Consider the following 15,512-nt stretch of genomic DNA (forward strand, 5'->3'; position numbering starts at 1 on the left):
TATACTTTGGAATTATAAATGAATATTGAAAGTAAAATTTTGTATATATACTTTTAAACCAATTTGTGGTTAATTGGTAGTGGGTTGTTTTAATAGACAGATATCGGTTGTTTTCGAAAACAACCAACTATAAACAGATTCGGGGCAAGTATGAAAAATATAAGTATTGATGAAAAATGGGTTTTCAGAAATGGTTACGTGGATAATCTTGGAATGCTAAGAGATGATCCCGGAGTAGAAGTGAATCTTCCTCATGACGGAATGATCGGAACCAAGGTGCAACCTGACGCACCGGCTAAGGCTGATAGCGGATATTTCGTCGGAGGTCTTACTAATTACACCAAGTATCTTATGATCCCTAAGGAATGGGAAAATGACTGCGTTGGCCTTAAATTTGACGGAGCCATGATGAATGTGACCATAGAAGTTAATGGCTGCAAAGTAGGAAGTCAGCACTATGGTTATGCTCCTTTTTATGTGGATCTGACAGATTATGTTACCTTTGGAAAAGAAAACAGAATAACTATAAACTGTAATACTAGTATGTATGTGAATTCTCGCTGGTATACAGGTTCCGGACTGTACAGAGGTGCCATTCTCTGCCATGGTCCAAGAGTTCATGCGGTAAACGATGGCATCTACGTAAAGACCAGAGAAGTGGCTGATGGCTATGCATTTCTTGAGGCTGAAGTAGAGGTAGCCAACAGCACATTGGAGAACAGGCTTGCAGAAATAATACTTGTTATTGCTAGGGACGGCTCAGAAGAAGCAAACTGTACTGTAAAGCGCGTTATTTTTATAGGAGCCGGTAAAACAGAAACAGCTCACATCGCATTTAATGTAAAAGACCCTGAGCTTTGGGATGCAGAGAATCCAAACCTTTACAAAGTAAAGGCACAGGTAAAGAACCTTGGTGTTTACCGCACTCATTTTCTCCCACAGGACAATACAGAGGTTGATGAAGCTGAGACTTTATTTGGAATTCGAACAATAACAGCTGATGTTATTAGAGGACTCAGAATAAACGGAAAAACAGTAAAGCTTAAAGGTGGGTGTCTTCATCATGATAATGGCCTTCTCGGAGCAGTATCTCTTTATGAAACAGAGGCAAGAAAAGTAAAGAAGCTCAAAGAAGTTGGATTTAATGCTATAAGAACAGCTCATAATCCGCCATCAGCTGCACTTGTTGAGGCTTGTGACAGACTCGGTATGTATATTTTTGACGAGGCTTTTGACGCCTGGGGCATGGCAAAGAGAGGAGGCGATTATAGCCAGTTCTTCATAAGTGATTGGGAAAAAGATCTTACAGCCTTTGTTAAGAGGGACAGAAATCATCCGTCAGTTGTTATCTGGTCAACAGGAAATGAGATTCCTGAAAGAGGAGGCCTTGATAACGGTTATGAGCTGGCAACAAAGCTTGCAGAAACTATCAAAAAACTTGATGGAACAAGACCTGTCAGCAACGGTATCTGTTCGCTTTGGAGCGGTCTTGATGATGAACTTATGATAAATCAGAGCCAGAAGCAGAATTCGGCCGAAGGACTCCATGATACAAGCTGGGAAACAATTACAGAACCATTTACAAACGGTCTGGATATTGTTGGCTATAACTATATGGAAGGCCTTTATGAGAGAGATCATGAGATGTTCCCGGAAAGAGTAATTCTCGGTTCCGAGAATTTCCCGAAAGAAATTGGCTTCAGATGGCCATTTGTAGAAAAACGCACATATGCAATAGGAGATTTTACCTGGACAGCCTGGGATTATATCGGCGAAGCCGGAATAGGCAAGGCTGCCTATGTGGATGAGGATGACATTATTGCAAAGACAAATGGATGGGTTCTTATGCCCGGTACAGGATCTCCTTATCCATGGAGATGTGCAAATGATGCGGATTTTGATATTACAGGACATATGCTGCCGCAGGGAGCCTACAGAAGCGTTGTCTGGGGAAGCCCAAAAACACATCTGTTTTCGCAAAGACCTGAGACCTTCGGAAAGAAAGAATGCACAACAATGTGGGGATTCCCTGAACTTTTCGTGAGCTGGAACTATGCAGGCAGCGAGAATAAAGATATCAGACTTGTTGTCTTTTCAAATGCAGATGAAGTGGAACTGATTGTAAATGGTAATTCTGTAGGAAAGAAGCCGGTATCTACCGAGTTCCCTATGCCAAATTCAGTAAAGTTTGACACGGTATATGTACCCGGAAAGGTAGAAGCAATAAGCTACAAGGACGGTAAAGAGGTCAGCAGAGATACACTTGTCACAACCGGTGCACCTGCCAAAATCAGACTAATTCCGGAAAAGAGCACACTAAAGGCTGACGGACATGACGCAGCATATATTGGAATTGAAATCCTCGACAATGAAGGAAATGTTGTTCCCGGAGCTGAGATCGAGCTTGTTGCTGAAATTACAGGAAATGCTTTCCTTGCAGGTTTTGGATCAGGTAATCCCAAGACGGATGATAACTACACAGATGGCGAAACAGTAAGCTTTAAGGGGCGCGCAATGGCCATTGTAAGGTCAGGATATGAAAAAGGCACAGTTACAGTTAAAATCTGTGCAAAAGGAGTAGGTGAAGCTCACGATGCTTTAGAGATAATATGAAAAACATGGATGGGAAAATGAGTTTGTGGTATGAACAACCTGCACAGTGCTGGGAAGAGGCTCTTCCGGTGGGAAACGGAAGACTTGGCGCTATGGTAATGGGCGGAGTGTCAAGCGAGAGGATCTACCTCAATGAAGACAGCATATGGAGCGGAAAGCCTGTAAACAGGATAAATAAGGACGCGTATAAAAATCTGGATAAGATCAGAAGTCTTATAAAGGAAGGGAAGATTCCGGAGGCTGAAAAGCTCTCGCTTCTTGCACTTTCGGGCACTCCTAATTCTGAGAGATCCTATGAACCGGCAGGAGAGCTGATCATTGATTTTGAAGGTGATGAAGCGCATGACTGTTACAGGCGTGAGCTGAATCTTGAAAATGGTGTTACTTCAGTCTCTTACAGGAATAATGGAGCAAGCTTTAATAGAGAGTTTATTGCTTCATTTCCCGATCAGATCATGGCTTATCACCTAAGAGCAGATGATGCCAAAATCGGATTTACCTGCAGACTTGATAGGTTTCACAATAAGCTTGATGAGGTATGGGCAGATAAGGATGAAATCGGATTTAAAGTGGAGTCCGGGACAGGTATTCCTTTTGCAGTGCGAGTAAAAGCGCAGCTGCGTGGAGGTGAGGTAGAGACTATCGGTGAGCATCTTATTGTTAAAGATGCCTCTGAAGTTACACTTTTTATAGATATACAAACAGAGTTCTATCACGATTCCACAAAGGGTGAGGACTATCTTGCTGCCGGCAAAGAAAATCTTGATAGTATTTCAAAGAAAAGCTGGGAGGATGTTTTAAAGTCTCACAAGGAAGAGTTTGTAAAAGGATTCAATACTCTGTCCCTGGAATTTGGAGACGGACATACTAAAGACAGGAGTGACATTCCTACTGACAAGAGACTTTCAGCCCTGAAAAACGGAGAGAAAGATCCCGGCCTTTTTGCGCTGTATTTTAGCTATGGAAGATACCTTTTGTATTCATCAAGCAGAGGAAATTGTCTTCCGGCAAATCTGCAGGGAATCTGGAATCACAGGCTAACTCCGCCCTGGGACAGCAAGTTTACCATCAATATTAATGCTGAGATGAATTACTGGATGGCGGAGAGCGGGAATCTTTCCGAGTGCCACATGCCATTTTTTGAGCTTTTAAAAAGAGTTTGTGAAAACGGCAAGCAGACAGCAAGGCAGATGTATGGTTGCAAGGGTTCTGTTGCACATCATAACACTGATATTTATGGTGATACAGCTCCGCAGGACCACTATATACCGGCCACCTTCTGGGTTATGGGCGAGGCATGGATGGCCACACATATATGGGAACATTATCTGTACACCGAGGATAAAGACTTCCTGGCAGATAACTTTGAGGTACTTACTGAATGCGTAGACTTTTTTGACGATTTCCTGGTCGAAAATGAGAGCGGGGAGCTTATCACTTCTCCATCAGTATCACCTGAAAACGTCTATATCATGAAGGACGGTACTAAAGGATGCCTTTGTGAAGGCTCGACCATGGATATCGAGATCCTTACAGAGCTTTTAGAGGACTATATCAGCGCATGCAAGGTGCTTGGATGCGCTGAAAAGTCAGAAAAGGCCCGTGTGATCTTGGAAAAGCTTCCAAAGATAAAAATCGGTAAATATGGTCAGATCCAGGAATGGATGCAGGACTATGAGGAGCTAGAACCCGGACACAGGCATATTTCGCATCTTTTTGGAGTTTATCCGGGACATTCAATAAGCTTTGAGAAGTCTCCTGAGCTTATGAAGGCGGCCCGCGTAACTCTAGAGAGAAGGCTTGCAAACGGCGGCGGACATACCGGCTGGTCAAGGGCGTGGATCATAGGCCTTTGGGCTCATTTCCTGGATGGCGCCAAAGTATATGAAAATCTGGAGGCGCTTCTTTCCAAGAGCACTTTTGATAATCTGATGGATAACCACCCATACGGACCAGGAGCGGTTTTCCAGATAGATGGGAATTTTGGAGCGTCAGCAGCGATCATAGAGATGCTTGTTCAGTGCAGGGATGGATATATAAGGTTCCTTCCTGCGCTTCCGAAGGAACTTTCAAATGGCCGCGTCAGCGGAATATGCCTCTGCGGCGGACTTGAGCTTTCAATGGAGTGGAAAGATATGAAGGTTACGAGCTGGAACATTATAAACAAGAAAAAAGCCAAGCATATAGTTGTTGAGGTCAATGGGGAGAAAAAGGAATTAGAGCTATGATGGACGTAATACCTGCAAAGGATAGTAGTATATTGGAAGTATGCGAAAAGGATGGAATGGTTTTTGTCAGGTCACAGGAGGGAACACTCAGGATCATTCCACAAAAAGGCGGAATTGTCAGAGTCTCTTTTTCATCCGATGGCTCTTTTGCCAAGGAACAGGGCAGTGAGTATTCTGATTTTACCGGCAGCATAGACTTTAAAGTAGATCAGAGCGGAAACGAACTTTCAATTTCTACAAAAGAAGGTACTGTGCACATAGATAAGGAGACAAGCGCAGTATCATTTTGGGATCAGAACGGAAGGGAGCTTGTTTCAGAGAGAAATGAGCACCCACGTGACCTTGAGCGGATCTCTTTATACAGAACAATCAATGCGGATAAAGCACTGGTGGAGGAAATAGTTACTCCGGATGGAGTGAAGAAAAAGGTTAAAGCGGCAGAACGTGAAGAGTACGGCTCTGCCTACAAAACCCGCACATATTTCAATTTTTCCGAGGATGAACTGCTTATTGGCTTTGGCCAGGGCGAAAAGGGCGAATGGAATCTCAGGAAAAGTACCTACTATGTTCATCAGAGCAATAGAAAAATCGCCATTCCCATGATGGTTTCAAGCAGAAATTACGGGTTGCTCTATAGCACCGGCTCACTTCTGATGTTTTCCGAAAATGAGAGAGAGGCATTTGTTCAGACGGAGGCAGACTTTTATCTGGATTACTATGTCCTCTTTGGAGAGAGTCTTTTTGACGTGGTGAAGAACTACAGAAGGCTTACGGGTAAAGCAGCTATGCTTCCGATGTGGGCTTATGGATATATTCAGTCAAAAGAGCGCTACGTTAGCCAAAAAGATATATTGGACACAGCCGGGGAGTTCAGAAAGAGAAACATAGGTGTAGACTGTATGGTTCTTGACTGGATGAGCTGGGAGGACAACAAATGGGGACAAAAGAGCTTTGATACATCGAGATTTCCTGATCCAAAGGGTATGACGGATAAACTCCATGAAATGGGAATCCGTTTTATGATGTCAATTTGGCCCAATATGGCGCAGGGAACAGAAAATAACGCAGAATTCAAGGAAAATGAGCTATTGCTTCCTGGAACAGATATCTATAATGCTTTTAGCGATGAAGGCAGAAATCTATATTGGTCACAGGTGGAAAGAGCATTATACCCGGCAGGAGTTGATGCCTGGTGGTGCGATTCCAGCGAACCGATAACTCCGGAGTGGGAGCATCGTATAGAGCCTGCGGACAGCGATAAATACTATGAATACAAGAATGATTCGGCAAATATCATGCCCTTTGAAAAGGCCAATGAGTTTGGAAAATATCATGCTCAGGCAATCTGGGAAGGCCAGAGAAAATGCTCTCTTGAAAAAAGAGTCGTTAATCTTACCAGAAGTGGCTGGGCAGGAAGCCAGAAGTACGGAACAATCCTATGGTCGGGAGATATTTCAGCCAGCTGGGATACTCTTAAAGATCAGGTGAGATCCGGACTGCAGTTTGCTGCAAGCGGTATGCCGTATTGGACGATGGACACAGGTGCATTTTTTGTTAAAAGAGGCATACAGTGGTTCTGGGACGGTGATTATAAAGATGGCATAGATGAAGCATATAAAAAGCTATATGTGAGATGGCTGGAATATGCAGCCTTTTTGCCGGTCTTCAGGGCGCACGGCACGGATATTGAACGTGAACCATGGGCGTTTGGAGATAGCGGAGATGCGTATTATGAAGCTATCTGCAGTACAATTCGCAACAGGTATAAACTGCTTCCTTATCTCTATTCTGTGGGGGCAGGAGTTCATTTTGACGACGGAATGCTAATCAGACCGCTGATGTTTGATTTTAACGCTGACGAAAAGGCACTGTCAGTCTCAGATCAGTTTATGCTGGGCGATAGTCTGATGGTTTGCCCTATGATCGAAGATGCTGATCAAAGAAATGTATATCTGCCCAAAGGCTGCGACTGGTATGAATTTAACCTGAGTGACATTTATGACAATGGCAAGGATATAGAAAATCTGCCCTGTCGCCGCTTCGAAGGTGGACAGACTATAGAATACACATGCGGTCTGGACAACATCCCTGTATTCGTGAAAGTCGGCTCCATCATACCTGTGAAAAAGCCACTCGCCGGCTCCGAATATATGAAGGACGAAGATATTGATGTCCTGGTATATCCGGAATGCGACGCAGAGTTTTCTTTGTATGAAGATGCCGGAGACGGATATGGCTATGAGAGCGGAGAGTTCAGTATAACAAGACTGATCTGGAACGATAAGGAAAAAGCGTTCTCTTATGAGACATCGGGTGATGACAGATTCTTTAAACCTGGCTTCCGGCCTTATGTCCTCCGATAAAGCTATTTCTGGCTATTGTATTTCCTTCCTTATATCGCTTGTAATTGCTATTTAACAACGATGCCGATTTGTTGTCGGAAGAAAAGGCGTTAGAAGATATAAAGAAGTTTGCTATTAGTAATTATCAGAAAAGTAAGAGGAAATGAATATAACCCTTGGGACGCAGAATGTGAGTATTAGTTTTTCTGCCATTATTTTAGAAAAAGTCCAAATTGGCAGTGGGATATTGCACTGAAGTTCTGCTAACATCTGAAGATACTGGAATTTAGGCAGTGGAAATTAGAGTTAATATACTGCCAATAATTTGAAAATAATGAATTTCAGCAGATAAAACCGGAAGTTAAAGTGGGAAGGCCACTGCATCATTGTACAGCTTTTGAAGCGTCTTGATAAATGCGGCAAGGCTCTCTCGGCTATCCGTCTTGTGAGTGCAGAGAACGCAGTGAAAGCATTCCTTGCAGTCATAAGGGATCCATGCAAACTGCCCGCTATGGTCGTTTAAGAATCCGGGAGCAAGGCAGATGCCTTTGCCGGATGCAACATTTACAAGAGTAGAGTCGTGATCGGGACTGTTAAAATATTCGATCTTCCCGGAGGCGATGAGCTTCTGCTGGACACTACGTAAAGCGTTCGGAGAGCCACCTCCTACCATGAGTGTGCGTCCGTAGATATCTTCATCTGTGATGAGGTTCTTTTTTGCCAGCGGATCGTTTTTATCAGCAATAAGGTAAATCCCGGAATCAAAGAGCTTGTGCACGTTGATCCCCGGGATATGCTTAGTCTGTTCGATGAGCGCAAAGAGGACATCGGACTCATCCTTTAAAAAACTTTCTACACCATTATCGTACTGAAACAGAGGAGTGACCTGAACACCGGGTTGCTCCTTTTCAAATATGCGAATCGCCTCAGGCAGGAAATATATGGCCTGTCTGACCATCATGGAAACTGTTATATTGTCAGTATACCTGGCACTGAAATTCTGCCCCTGTTCTATTGCTCTCTTCATATCCTCACGCATACCGGAAAGATACGTTACGAACTGCTGACCGGCAGGAGTGAGTGCGGCTCCCTTGCCGTTCCTTTCAAATATCTTAAAGCCGACCTCATCTTCCAGCAGTTTTACCTGATAGGAAAATGTGGGCTGGCTTACAAAGGCATTCTCTGCAGCGCGACTGAAGTTAAGTGTTCGCGCCAGTTCTATACAGTAATCGATCTGTTTGGTGGTCATTGAAAAATCCCCCGAAATCAGTTATTTAAAAATTAAATCAATTATATGATATTTGAATTGGATATTTCAAGCGCTTCATGCAATAATTTTATCAACGAAGCAAATAAACACAATTCACGAAAACTAAACACTGACCTAAGGCATCCACTGCAAGCGGTACCCCTTAGGTCGAATAACGGAGGATAACACGATGGCAAAAACACTGATAGCATTCTTTTCAAGAGCAGATGAGAACTATTTTGGCGGAGCAATGAGATACTTAAAGGTCGGGAACACCGAGATCGTAGCAGGGATCATGAAGGAGCTGATCGATGCGGATACATTTAAGATCGAGATGAAGGACCCTTATTCACCGGTTTACATGACCTGCATCGATGAAGCGAAGAAGGACAAGCAGAATAATGCAAGACCCGAGCTTACTGATTATTTAGGCAGCATCGATGAGTATGACACCATCGTTCTTGGTTACCCGAATTATTGGGGAACTTTCCCGATGGCAGTCGCAACTTTCCTGGAAAGATATGACTTCACCGGAAAGACGATCCTTCCCCTTTGTACCAATGAAGGAAGCGGAATGGGATCCAGTGAGAGTGATATTAAAAAGTCTGCCAAAGGAGCAACGGTAAAGAGCGGACTTGCGATCACTGGCTCTAAGGCAGCTGATTCCTGGGATGTAGTAAAGAAGTGGTTTGCGGCAAACGGTTTGATCTAAAAAAGGACGGTGACAGAGATGGATTACGAAAAGGGATATGTTTTTGATCTGATGGAACAGGGCGTATAAATGAACCGGTATTTGCCGAACTTGGAAAGGAGTACGGAAAGTCTCCGGCACAGATCATTCTTCGCTGGCATACACAGATGGGATTTGTGGTGATCCCCGGCAGTAAAACGAAAGATCATATCAAAGATAATCTCAACATTCTCGATTTTAAGCTGACGGACGAAGAGATGGCTAAGATTGCGGAGCTTGACAAGAATGAGAAATATTATCACAGGACAGAAGAGCAGCTTAAACAGTTCGCAGGCTGGAAACCTGATTTTGAAAAGGGTTGAGGTGAAGATCAGTGAAGACGAGAATGTTAGGCGGTTTTTGACGTAGGAAATGATAGTGAAGAAAAAATGAGAATTCTAAGTCTGCTTCTTACAGCACTTATGGTAATATGTGTTATCCTGATTGTAGTTGGAATTACTGGACTAAAGATTTTAGCGAAAGAGTGAGGTTTACCATGTTTAGAAAGATGAGAAGATTTAATCAGCAGATTTCTGATTCAGAGTGTATAGAAATACTGAAGAATACTAAGAGGGGCGTACTTTCATTGATAGGTGATGATGGGTACCCATACGGACTTCCGATAGATCACTGGTACTGCGAAGATGATGGAAAAATCTATTTTCACGGCGCCAAAGAGGGTCATAAGATTGACTCCATAAAAGCTTGTGGTAAGGCCAGTTACTGTGTTTATGATGAAGGATTTCGTAAAGAAGGTGACTGGGCTCTTAATATAAAGAGCGTTATCACTTTTGGCAGGATCGCCCTTGTAGAAGATGAAGAAAAGGCGCGAGAAATATGCACAGCTTTGGTCAGAAAATTTACCGATGATGAAGAATATCTGGAAAAGGAGCTAAAGAACGCATTGCCTCGTGTTCAATGCTTGGAGTTTGCACCTGAACATATGACTGGAAAATTGGTTAATGAGTCATAAATGGCTTGATTTGCATGGTCGATAATATCCAATTTAATCCGCCTTAATAAGCTTGAAATGACTTTTTCTATATTCGATAAGCCCCTCATCTTTCATGTGCGAGAGTTCTTTTGACATGTTGGTCCTTTCGAGGTTAAGGTAATCGGCAAGCTGTTGCCTGTTGAAGGGAATGTCAAATTCCCTTGAACTTGTCTGGAGTGCGATGGCATTGAGATATGACAAAAGGCGTCCACGGCAGCTCTTGGGAGAAGTATGGAAACTGCGTCCAGAGAGGACAAGGTTTTTCTGAGATGAAATAATAAGTATGTTTTTTAGGAGCTTTTCCTTCCAGGGAGAGCTCTTTTTGCTGTCTTCAAGAAGGTTCCTTATATTGCAAAAGAGAATTCGGCAGTCTTCATTTGCTCTGACATCAACCAGAAGGACTTCGCCAAGTAGAGCATAGGTTTCAGCGAAGAACTGATTTTGGCCTACATGGCTTAAGACAGAGCAATTGCCCCAGACGTCATTGCTTTCAATAGTAACACTGCCTGAGAGTACCATGCCTATGCTTGAAGTTCGCTCTCCCGCGCGGAGAATCAGATCGTCTTTTCGATATTTCTTTTCCCTGGCATCCAGTGAAGCAAGGCATGAAGACAGTTCTTTAGCTGTCATTCCCTTGAACAATCTACTCTTTTCTATACCTTCAAGGTTCATAAATTTTTCTCCAAAATGTGGTTTGAACAACATACTTGTCATGAACAGTATATTATACTGACACCATCAGAACAAGAACAAAGGTCAAACAGAGAGGTTTAATATAATAAAAATCGATGAAGAAAAGTGTAACGGCTGCGGTATCTGCGCAAACGCATGTCATGAAGGAGCCATTGATAGTAAGAATGGAGGTTCCATGCTGCGGAGGGCTGCAGAGAGCCGCAGAGAATGCAATAAAGAATAGCGGAAAGTTTATTCCTTGGCAGGTTGTGACAATCTCCAGAAATGGTAAGATACTTGATTAAATTTCCCAGTAAGCATATATTTCATGGGCTTTTGATATAAGTGAGTTTATACTGAATGTAGCAAGAAAAAAGGAGGCATATTATGTCAGCATTAAATGAGAGAAAAGTAGCAGTAGTAGGTTGTGGATTTGTTGGGTCAGCATCAGCTTTTGCCCTAATGGAGAGTGGGCTCTTTTCCGAAATGGTGCTGATAGATGTGAATAAGGAGAAGGCTGAGGGTGAGGCTCTTGATATCAGCCATGGACTTCCCTTTGCAAAGCCAATGCAGATATATGCCGGAGATTACAAGGATGCAGGTGATGCTGCAGTTGTGGTTGTTACGGCAGGGGCAGGACAGAAGCCCGGCGAGACAAGGCTCGATCTCGTAAAAAAGAACGTGGGAATCTTTAAGTCGATTATTCCGGAAATAGCAAAGTACAACAAAGATGGAATTCTTCTGATAGTGGCTAATCCTGTTGATGTTCTTACATACGCAGCAGCCAAACTCAGTGACTTCCCTGAAAACAGAGTATTTGGCTCAGGAACAGTACTTGATACGGCCAGATTCAAATATCTTCTTGGTGAGCACCTGAGTGTAGACAGCCGTTCAGTACATGCATTTATCATAGGTGAACACGGAGACAGCGAGATAGCAGCATGGAGTAGTGCAAATGTATCAGGAATTCCAATCCATGATTTTTGCGAGATGAGAGGACATTTCGAGCATGAAAAAGCTATGAAAGAGATTGCTGAAACTGTCAAGAATAGTGCTTATGAGATCATCGAGAAAAAAGGTGCTACTTATTACGGAATTGCCATGAGTGTAAGGCGTATCTGTGAGGCTATCATACGTGATGAAAAGTCAGTTCTTCCTATATCCAGCATTCAGCACGGTGAGAATGGCATTGATGGCGTCGCTCTCAGCATGCCGGCTATTGTCGGAAGAGATGGCGTTGAAGGATCTGTGCCAATCAGACTCAGCGAGCAGGAAAAGGCTGCATTACTAGAGTCATCGGAGACTTTGAAAGCAGTAATAATTGAATCGCTTTGAGTACGGATGTGAGTTATATTCGAATAATCTTACAAACCTCAGAAACTCAGCGTTTCTGGGGTTTTTCTTTTATCTATAATTGTATTCAGCCTCGGTGAAACGCAGAAAATATTGTTCTGTAATAGGAAATTGCTTCCTATTACAGAAAAATCGCTCGCGACATTCTATTTTACATTTTATTACATCTGTGTTGATTCTCTGTAAATAAGATCAGTCTCTGTATAGGTTATCCTGTAATTGAGATCAGGCTGCTCAATCCTGGAGATTACAAGGTTGGCAGCTGAATAACCGATTATCTGGCTGTGTATGTGGCTGGTTGAGAGAGAAGGAGACATGATCTTGGACTCAGGGGAATCATCAAAACCGAATATCTTGATATCACGTGGACATTCTATTCCCATTCTCTTGAGGCCGGATATCAGATCGAGAGCTACAAAATCGTTGGCACAAATAAAGAGTTCGGGCATTTCTTGAATCTTCGTAAGAGCTTCGAATAAGTATTCTCTATATTCTAATCCGTGAGGATGAACCTCTGTAAGACAATATTTCTCATCAAAGTTCAGATTATTGATATACATTGCCTCCCTAAAGGCTATGAACCGCTCGTAGAAAGAACGGCAATGTGTGACCTGGCCTACAAATCCTATCTTGGTAATTCCCTTTTTGCTCATGTCATTAACGACTGTATATATATTGGAAAAATTATCCATGAGCAGAACATCTGCGTTTAATGGTCTCCAGTAGCTTGCAACGGGAGCATCTATCATGAGAACAGGTAATCCTAGGCTGCACAACATTTCACAATAGGAGTGATCAAACATTTCGATGCATATAATAGCCTTGGTGTTATCCGGTCTGTATGAGAGAGGAAGAGTTCTTGACTCTATATTCTGATGATCAACCCGGTGCATAGTCAGGCTATAGCCAAGCAGAGAAATTTCATATTGAAATTTATCCAGCATGGTAGAAGCAAAGTGAGAATTATTAAGGAAACTGCCTGAAAAGAGAGCAATCTCTCCTGAAGCCTTGGGCTGGGAACTAAAAGGATTTGTAATGTCTGAAATGGAATTGGCATAAGAAAATTGCTTGTATCCCATTTCGATAGCCTTCTCTAAAACTTTCTGTCTGGTAGCTTCAGCTAAAACTCCGGTGTTATTTATAGCCTTGGATACGGTATTTCTGGATACTCCAAGAGCATCTGCTATATCCTGTAAGGTGACTTTTGCTGGCATAATGTAGTCTCCACTTTCTAAATAAATGATGAATGTGTCAAAAGATGGGTGTGCCCCAGATAGTAGGTATTTATGACTTTTTGACACCTATATCATTATAAAATGTAAAAATTAAAGTGTCAAATGTAAATATTTGTTGTGCAAATGTAAAATAATTATGTTGACAGCTGAAAATATGGGTGCTATATTTTACATATGCAAATGAGAATTATGCAAATGTAAAACTCGGGAGGGGCTACATGAACACAAAGGTAAAAGATAATTCGATGCATAACACCCTGGTATATGTTAAGCAGCATTGGCAACTGTATGTGTTCTTTTTGGGGCCGGCACTGTTACTGACAATAGTGTTCAGGTACATTCCTATGGGAGGCATTCTGATTGCTTTCCAGAAATACAATCCATTTAAGGGAATATTGGGAAGTGAATGGGTAGGACTTAAGTATTTCAAACAGTTCTTATCATCACCCGATTTTATGCAATATCTTGCAAATACTTTAAAGCTTAGTGTTTTTGGCCTGTTATGGGGATTCCCAATGCCGATAATATTGGCACTTCTTCTTAACAGGATTTCCAGCAGCAAGATCAAACAGAAGATACAGCTTGTTTTGTATATGCCTAACTTCATATCTGTCATAGTCCTCTGTGGTATGGTCAGAATTCTTTTATCGGTTACAGGACCATTCAACATGCTTTTGGGAACGAACATCAACTTTTTGACAATCCCTGCAGCATTCAGACCAATCTACATCATAAGTGGTATCTGGCAGGGCGCCGGCTGGGCATCTATCATGTACACAGCAGCTCTTTCAAATGCCAGCAAGGAACTCAAAGAGGCAGCACAGATTGATGGAGCTAATATCTGGCAACAGATCAAGGCAGTAGAGTGGCCGGCTATCAAGGATATGGTAGTTATCCAATTCATCCTTCAGGCAGGAAACATTATGAGTATCGGCTTTGAAAAGGCCTATGCACTTCAGTCAGATATGAACCTTGCTTCATCTGAGATCATAGCTACTTATGTTTACAAAAAAGGTCTTTTGAATGGTGATTACAGTTATTCAACAGCGGTTGGATTATTTAATACGATCGTAAATGTAATACTTCTAATAGCGGTTAATAAAGTTGTTGAGAAGCTTAACGACGGTCAGGGACTATAAGGGGGAGCGAAATGCAACAGACAGTAAATATTAAAAAAAGCGAATTTGCCAGAGCTTCCATTGGAGATAAAGCATTTCTTTTGGTCGGTTATATTCTCCTTGCAGCCTTTGTAATGGCTATCATAGGCCCTGTAGTTTATATTATTGTAGCTTCCTTCATGGATCCTATAACACTTCAGAACAAGGGAATTGTATTTGATTTCAGCAAATGGACTCTTACAGCTTATGAGAGAGTAATGACCAATTCTCAGATATGGATTGGCTTTAGAAATGCAATTATTTATTCCGTATTATTTGCGGTTATTTCAGTATTTATAACACTTTTGTGTGCGTATCCAATGTCAAGAGATGATTTTAAAGGCAAGAAGTTTTTTAACGCAATCTTTATTATCACAATGTTCTTTGGCGGCGGACTGATTCCTACATACCTTCTTATCAGTAACATGGGGCTTCTTGATACCATGTGGGCTGTAATTCTTCCGGGATCATTTAGCGTATGGAACATGATCATCGCAAGAACTTACTACAAAGGTATTCCAAGCGAACTTAGAGAAGCTGCTGATGTGGACGGAGCTAATGAATTGGTGTTCTTCTTCAGAATACTTCTTCCTGTGTGCACACCACTTATAGCAGTGCTGATATTGTGGCAGTTTGTAGGAATGTGGAACAGCTACTTTGATGCAATGATCTATCTGAATTCAGCAGATAAGCAGCCTCTTCAGCTGGTGCTTAGGGCTATCCTTATCCAGAATGAACCAGATCCGGGAATGATAGCAGATATGCAGAGTACAGCTCAGAGAGCACAGCTTGCAGAACTTCTTAAATATGCAACCATCATTATTTCAAGCTTACCGCTTATAGTAATGTATCCATTCTTCCAGAAGTATTTTGATTCAGGAATCATGGTTGGTTCAGTTAAGGGCTGAGAAGAGTTAAAAAAAATCAGAACTTCCCCTG

At 42.3% G+C, this 15,512-nt stretch carries 12 protein-coding genes and 1 pseudogene; 10 read left to right on the forward strand and 3 right to left on the reverse strand.

What is annotated here, in order from left to right:
• Nucleotides 1–150 precede the first annotated feature (150 nt).
• The 3 genes from G613_RS0111950 to G613_RS0111960 are packed head-to-tail and all read left to right on the forward strand — an operon-like array spanning nt 151 to nt 7,204.
• Nucleotides 151–2,613, forward strand: a complete 2,463-nt coding sequence (locus tag G613_RS0111950) for a glycoside hydrolase family 2 TIM barrel-domain containing protein (RefSeq protein ID WP_029232859.1) — start codon at nt 151–153, stop codon at nt 2,611–2,613.
• Entirely contained in the window at nt 2,610–4,841 is a 2,232-nt protein-coding gene (locus G613_RS0111955; RefSeq protein WP_029232860.1) for a glycoside hydrolase family 95 protein, read from the forward strand. Before G613_RS0111950 ends, G613_RS0111955 begins: the two co-directional genes overlap by 4 nt.
• The gene (locus G613_RS0111960) at nt 4,838–7,204 is read left to right on the forward strand and encodes a glycoside hydrolase family 31 protein (protein WP_029232861.1); all 2,367 of its coding nucleotides are present in this window, start codon (nt 4,838–4,840) and stop codon (nt 7,202–7,204) included. Before G613_RS0111955 ends, G613_RS0111960 begins: the two co-directional genes overlap by 4 nt.
• 340 nt (nt 7,205–7,544) lie before the next feature.
• Here the strand turns inward: G613_RS0111960 and G613_RS0111965 are convergent, their stop codons facing one another.
• Nucleotides 7,545–8,432: a LysR family transcriptional regulator gene (locus G613_RS0111965; RefSeq protein ID WP_026528408.1), complete on the reverse strand. Its 888-nt coding sequence runs from the start codon at nt 8,430–8,432 to the stop codon at nt 7,545–7,547.
• Between the two features lie 190 nt (nt 8,433–8,622).
• Between G613_RS0111965 and G613_RS0111970 the strand changes: the two genes are divergently transcribed.
• From G613_RS0111970 to G613_RS0111980, 3 genes are all read left to right on the forward strand, one after another.
• A complete protein-coding gene (locus G613_RS0111970) occupies nt 8,623–9,144 on the forward strand; it encodes a flavodoxin (protein WP_029232862.1) in 522 nt (173 codons plus the stop codon).
• Between the two features lie 65 nt (nt 9,145–9,209).
• The gene (locus tag G613_RS0111975; protein ID WP_081647879.1) at nt 9,210–9,485 is read left to right on the forward strand and encodes an aldo/keto reductase; all 276 of its coding nucleotides are present in this window, start codon (nt 9,210–9,212) and stop codon (nt 9,483–9,485) included.
• Between the two features lie 173 nt (nt 9,486–9,658).
• Nucleotides 9,659–10,135, forward strand: a complete 477-nt coding sequence (locus tag G613_RS0111980) for a pyridoxamine 5'-phosphate oxidase family protein (RefSeq protein WP_029232864.1) — start codon at nt 9,659–9,661, stop codon at nt 10,133–10,135.
• 33 nt (nt 10,136–10,168) lie between these two features.
• Here G613_RS0111980 and G613_RS0111985 read toward each other — a convergent pair whose 3' ends face one another.
• Nucleotides 10,169–10,828 (reverse strand): Crp/Fnr family transcriptional regulator, encoded by a 660-nt coding sequence (locus G613_RS0111985; RefSeq protein ID WP_026670529.1) that lies wholly within the window; start codon nt 10,826–10,828, stop codon nt 10,169–10,171.
• A 176-nt stretch (nt 10,829–11,004) separates the two neighbouring features.
• Between G613_RS0111985 and G613_RS19895 the strand changes: the two are divergent.
• Together G613_RS19895 and G613_RS0111995 are read left to right on the forward strand one after the other, a co-directional pair.
• Nucleotides 11,005–11,133: pseudogene (locus tag G613_RS19895) on the forward strand (4Fe-4S ferredoxin); the annotation flags it as partial.
• Nucleotides 11,134–11,215: 82 nt separating this feature from the next.
• On the forward strand, nt 11,216–12,163 hold the full coding sequence (locus tag G613_RS0111995) for an L-lactate dehydrogenase (RefSeq protein ID WP_029232866.1): 948 nt from the start codon (nt 11,216–11,218) through the stop codon (nt 12,161–12,163).
• Between the two features lie 179 nt (nt 12,164–12,342).
• Here G613_RS0111995 and G613_RS0112000 read toward each other — a convergent pair whose 3' ends face one another.
• Complete coding sequence (locus tag G613_RS0112000) at nt 12,343–13,395, reverse strand: LacI family DNA-binding transcriptional regulator (RefSeq protein WP_029232867.1); 1,053 nt, start codon at nt 13,393–13,395, stop codon at nt 12,343–12,345.
• A gap of 239 nt (nt 13,396–13,634) precedes the next feature.
• On the opposite strand from G613_RS0112000, the gene G613_RS0112005 reads away from it, so the two are divergent.
• Both G613_RS0112005 and G613_RS0112010 read left to right on the forward strand, forming a co-directional pair.
• Nucleotides 13,635–14,555, forward strand: a complete 921-nt coding sequence (locus G613_RS0112005) for an ABC transporter permease (protein WP_029232868.1) — start codon at nt 13,635–13,637, stop codon at nt 14,553–14,555.
• A gap of 11 nt (nt 14,556–14,566) precedes the next feature.
• Complete coding sequence (locus G613_RS0112010; protein ID WP_013281097.1) at nt 14,567–15,481, forward strand: carbohydrate ABC transporter permease; 915 nt, start codon at nt 14,567–14,569, stop codon at nt 15,479–15,481.
• Nucleotides 15,482–15,512: the final 31 nt, after the last annotated feature.

Source organism: Butyrivibrio sp. VCB2006 (assembly GCF_000420945.1).
Lineage (GTDB): Bacteria > Bacillota > Clostridia > Lachnospirales > Lachnospiraceae > Butyrivibrio.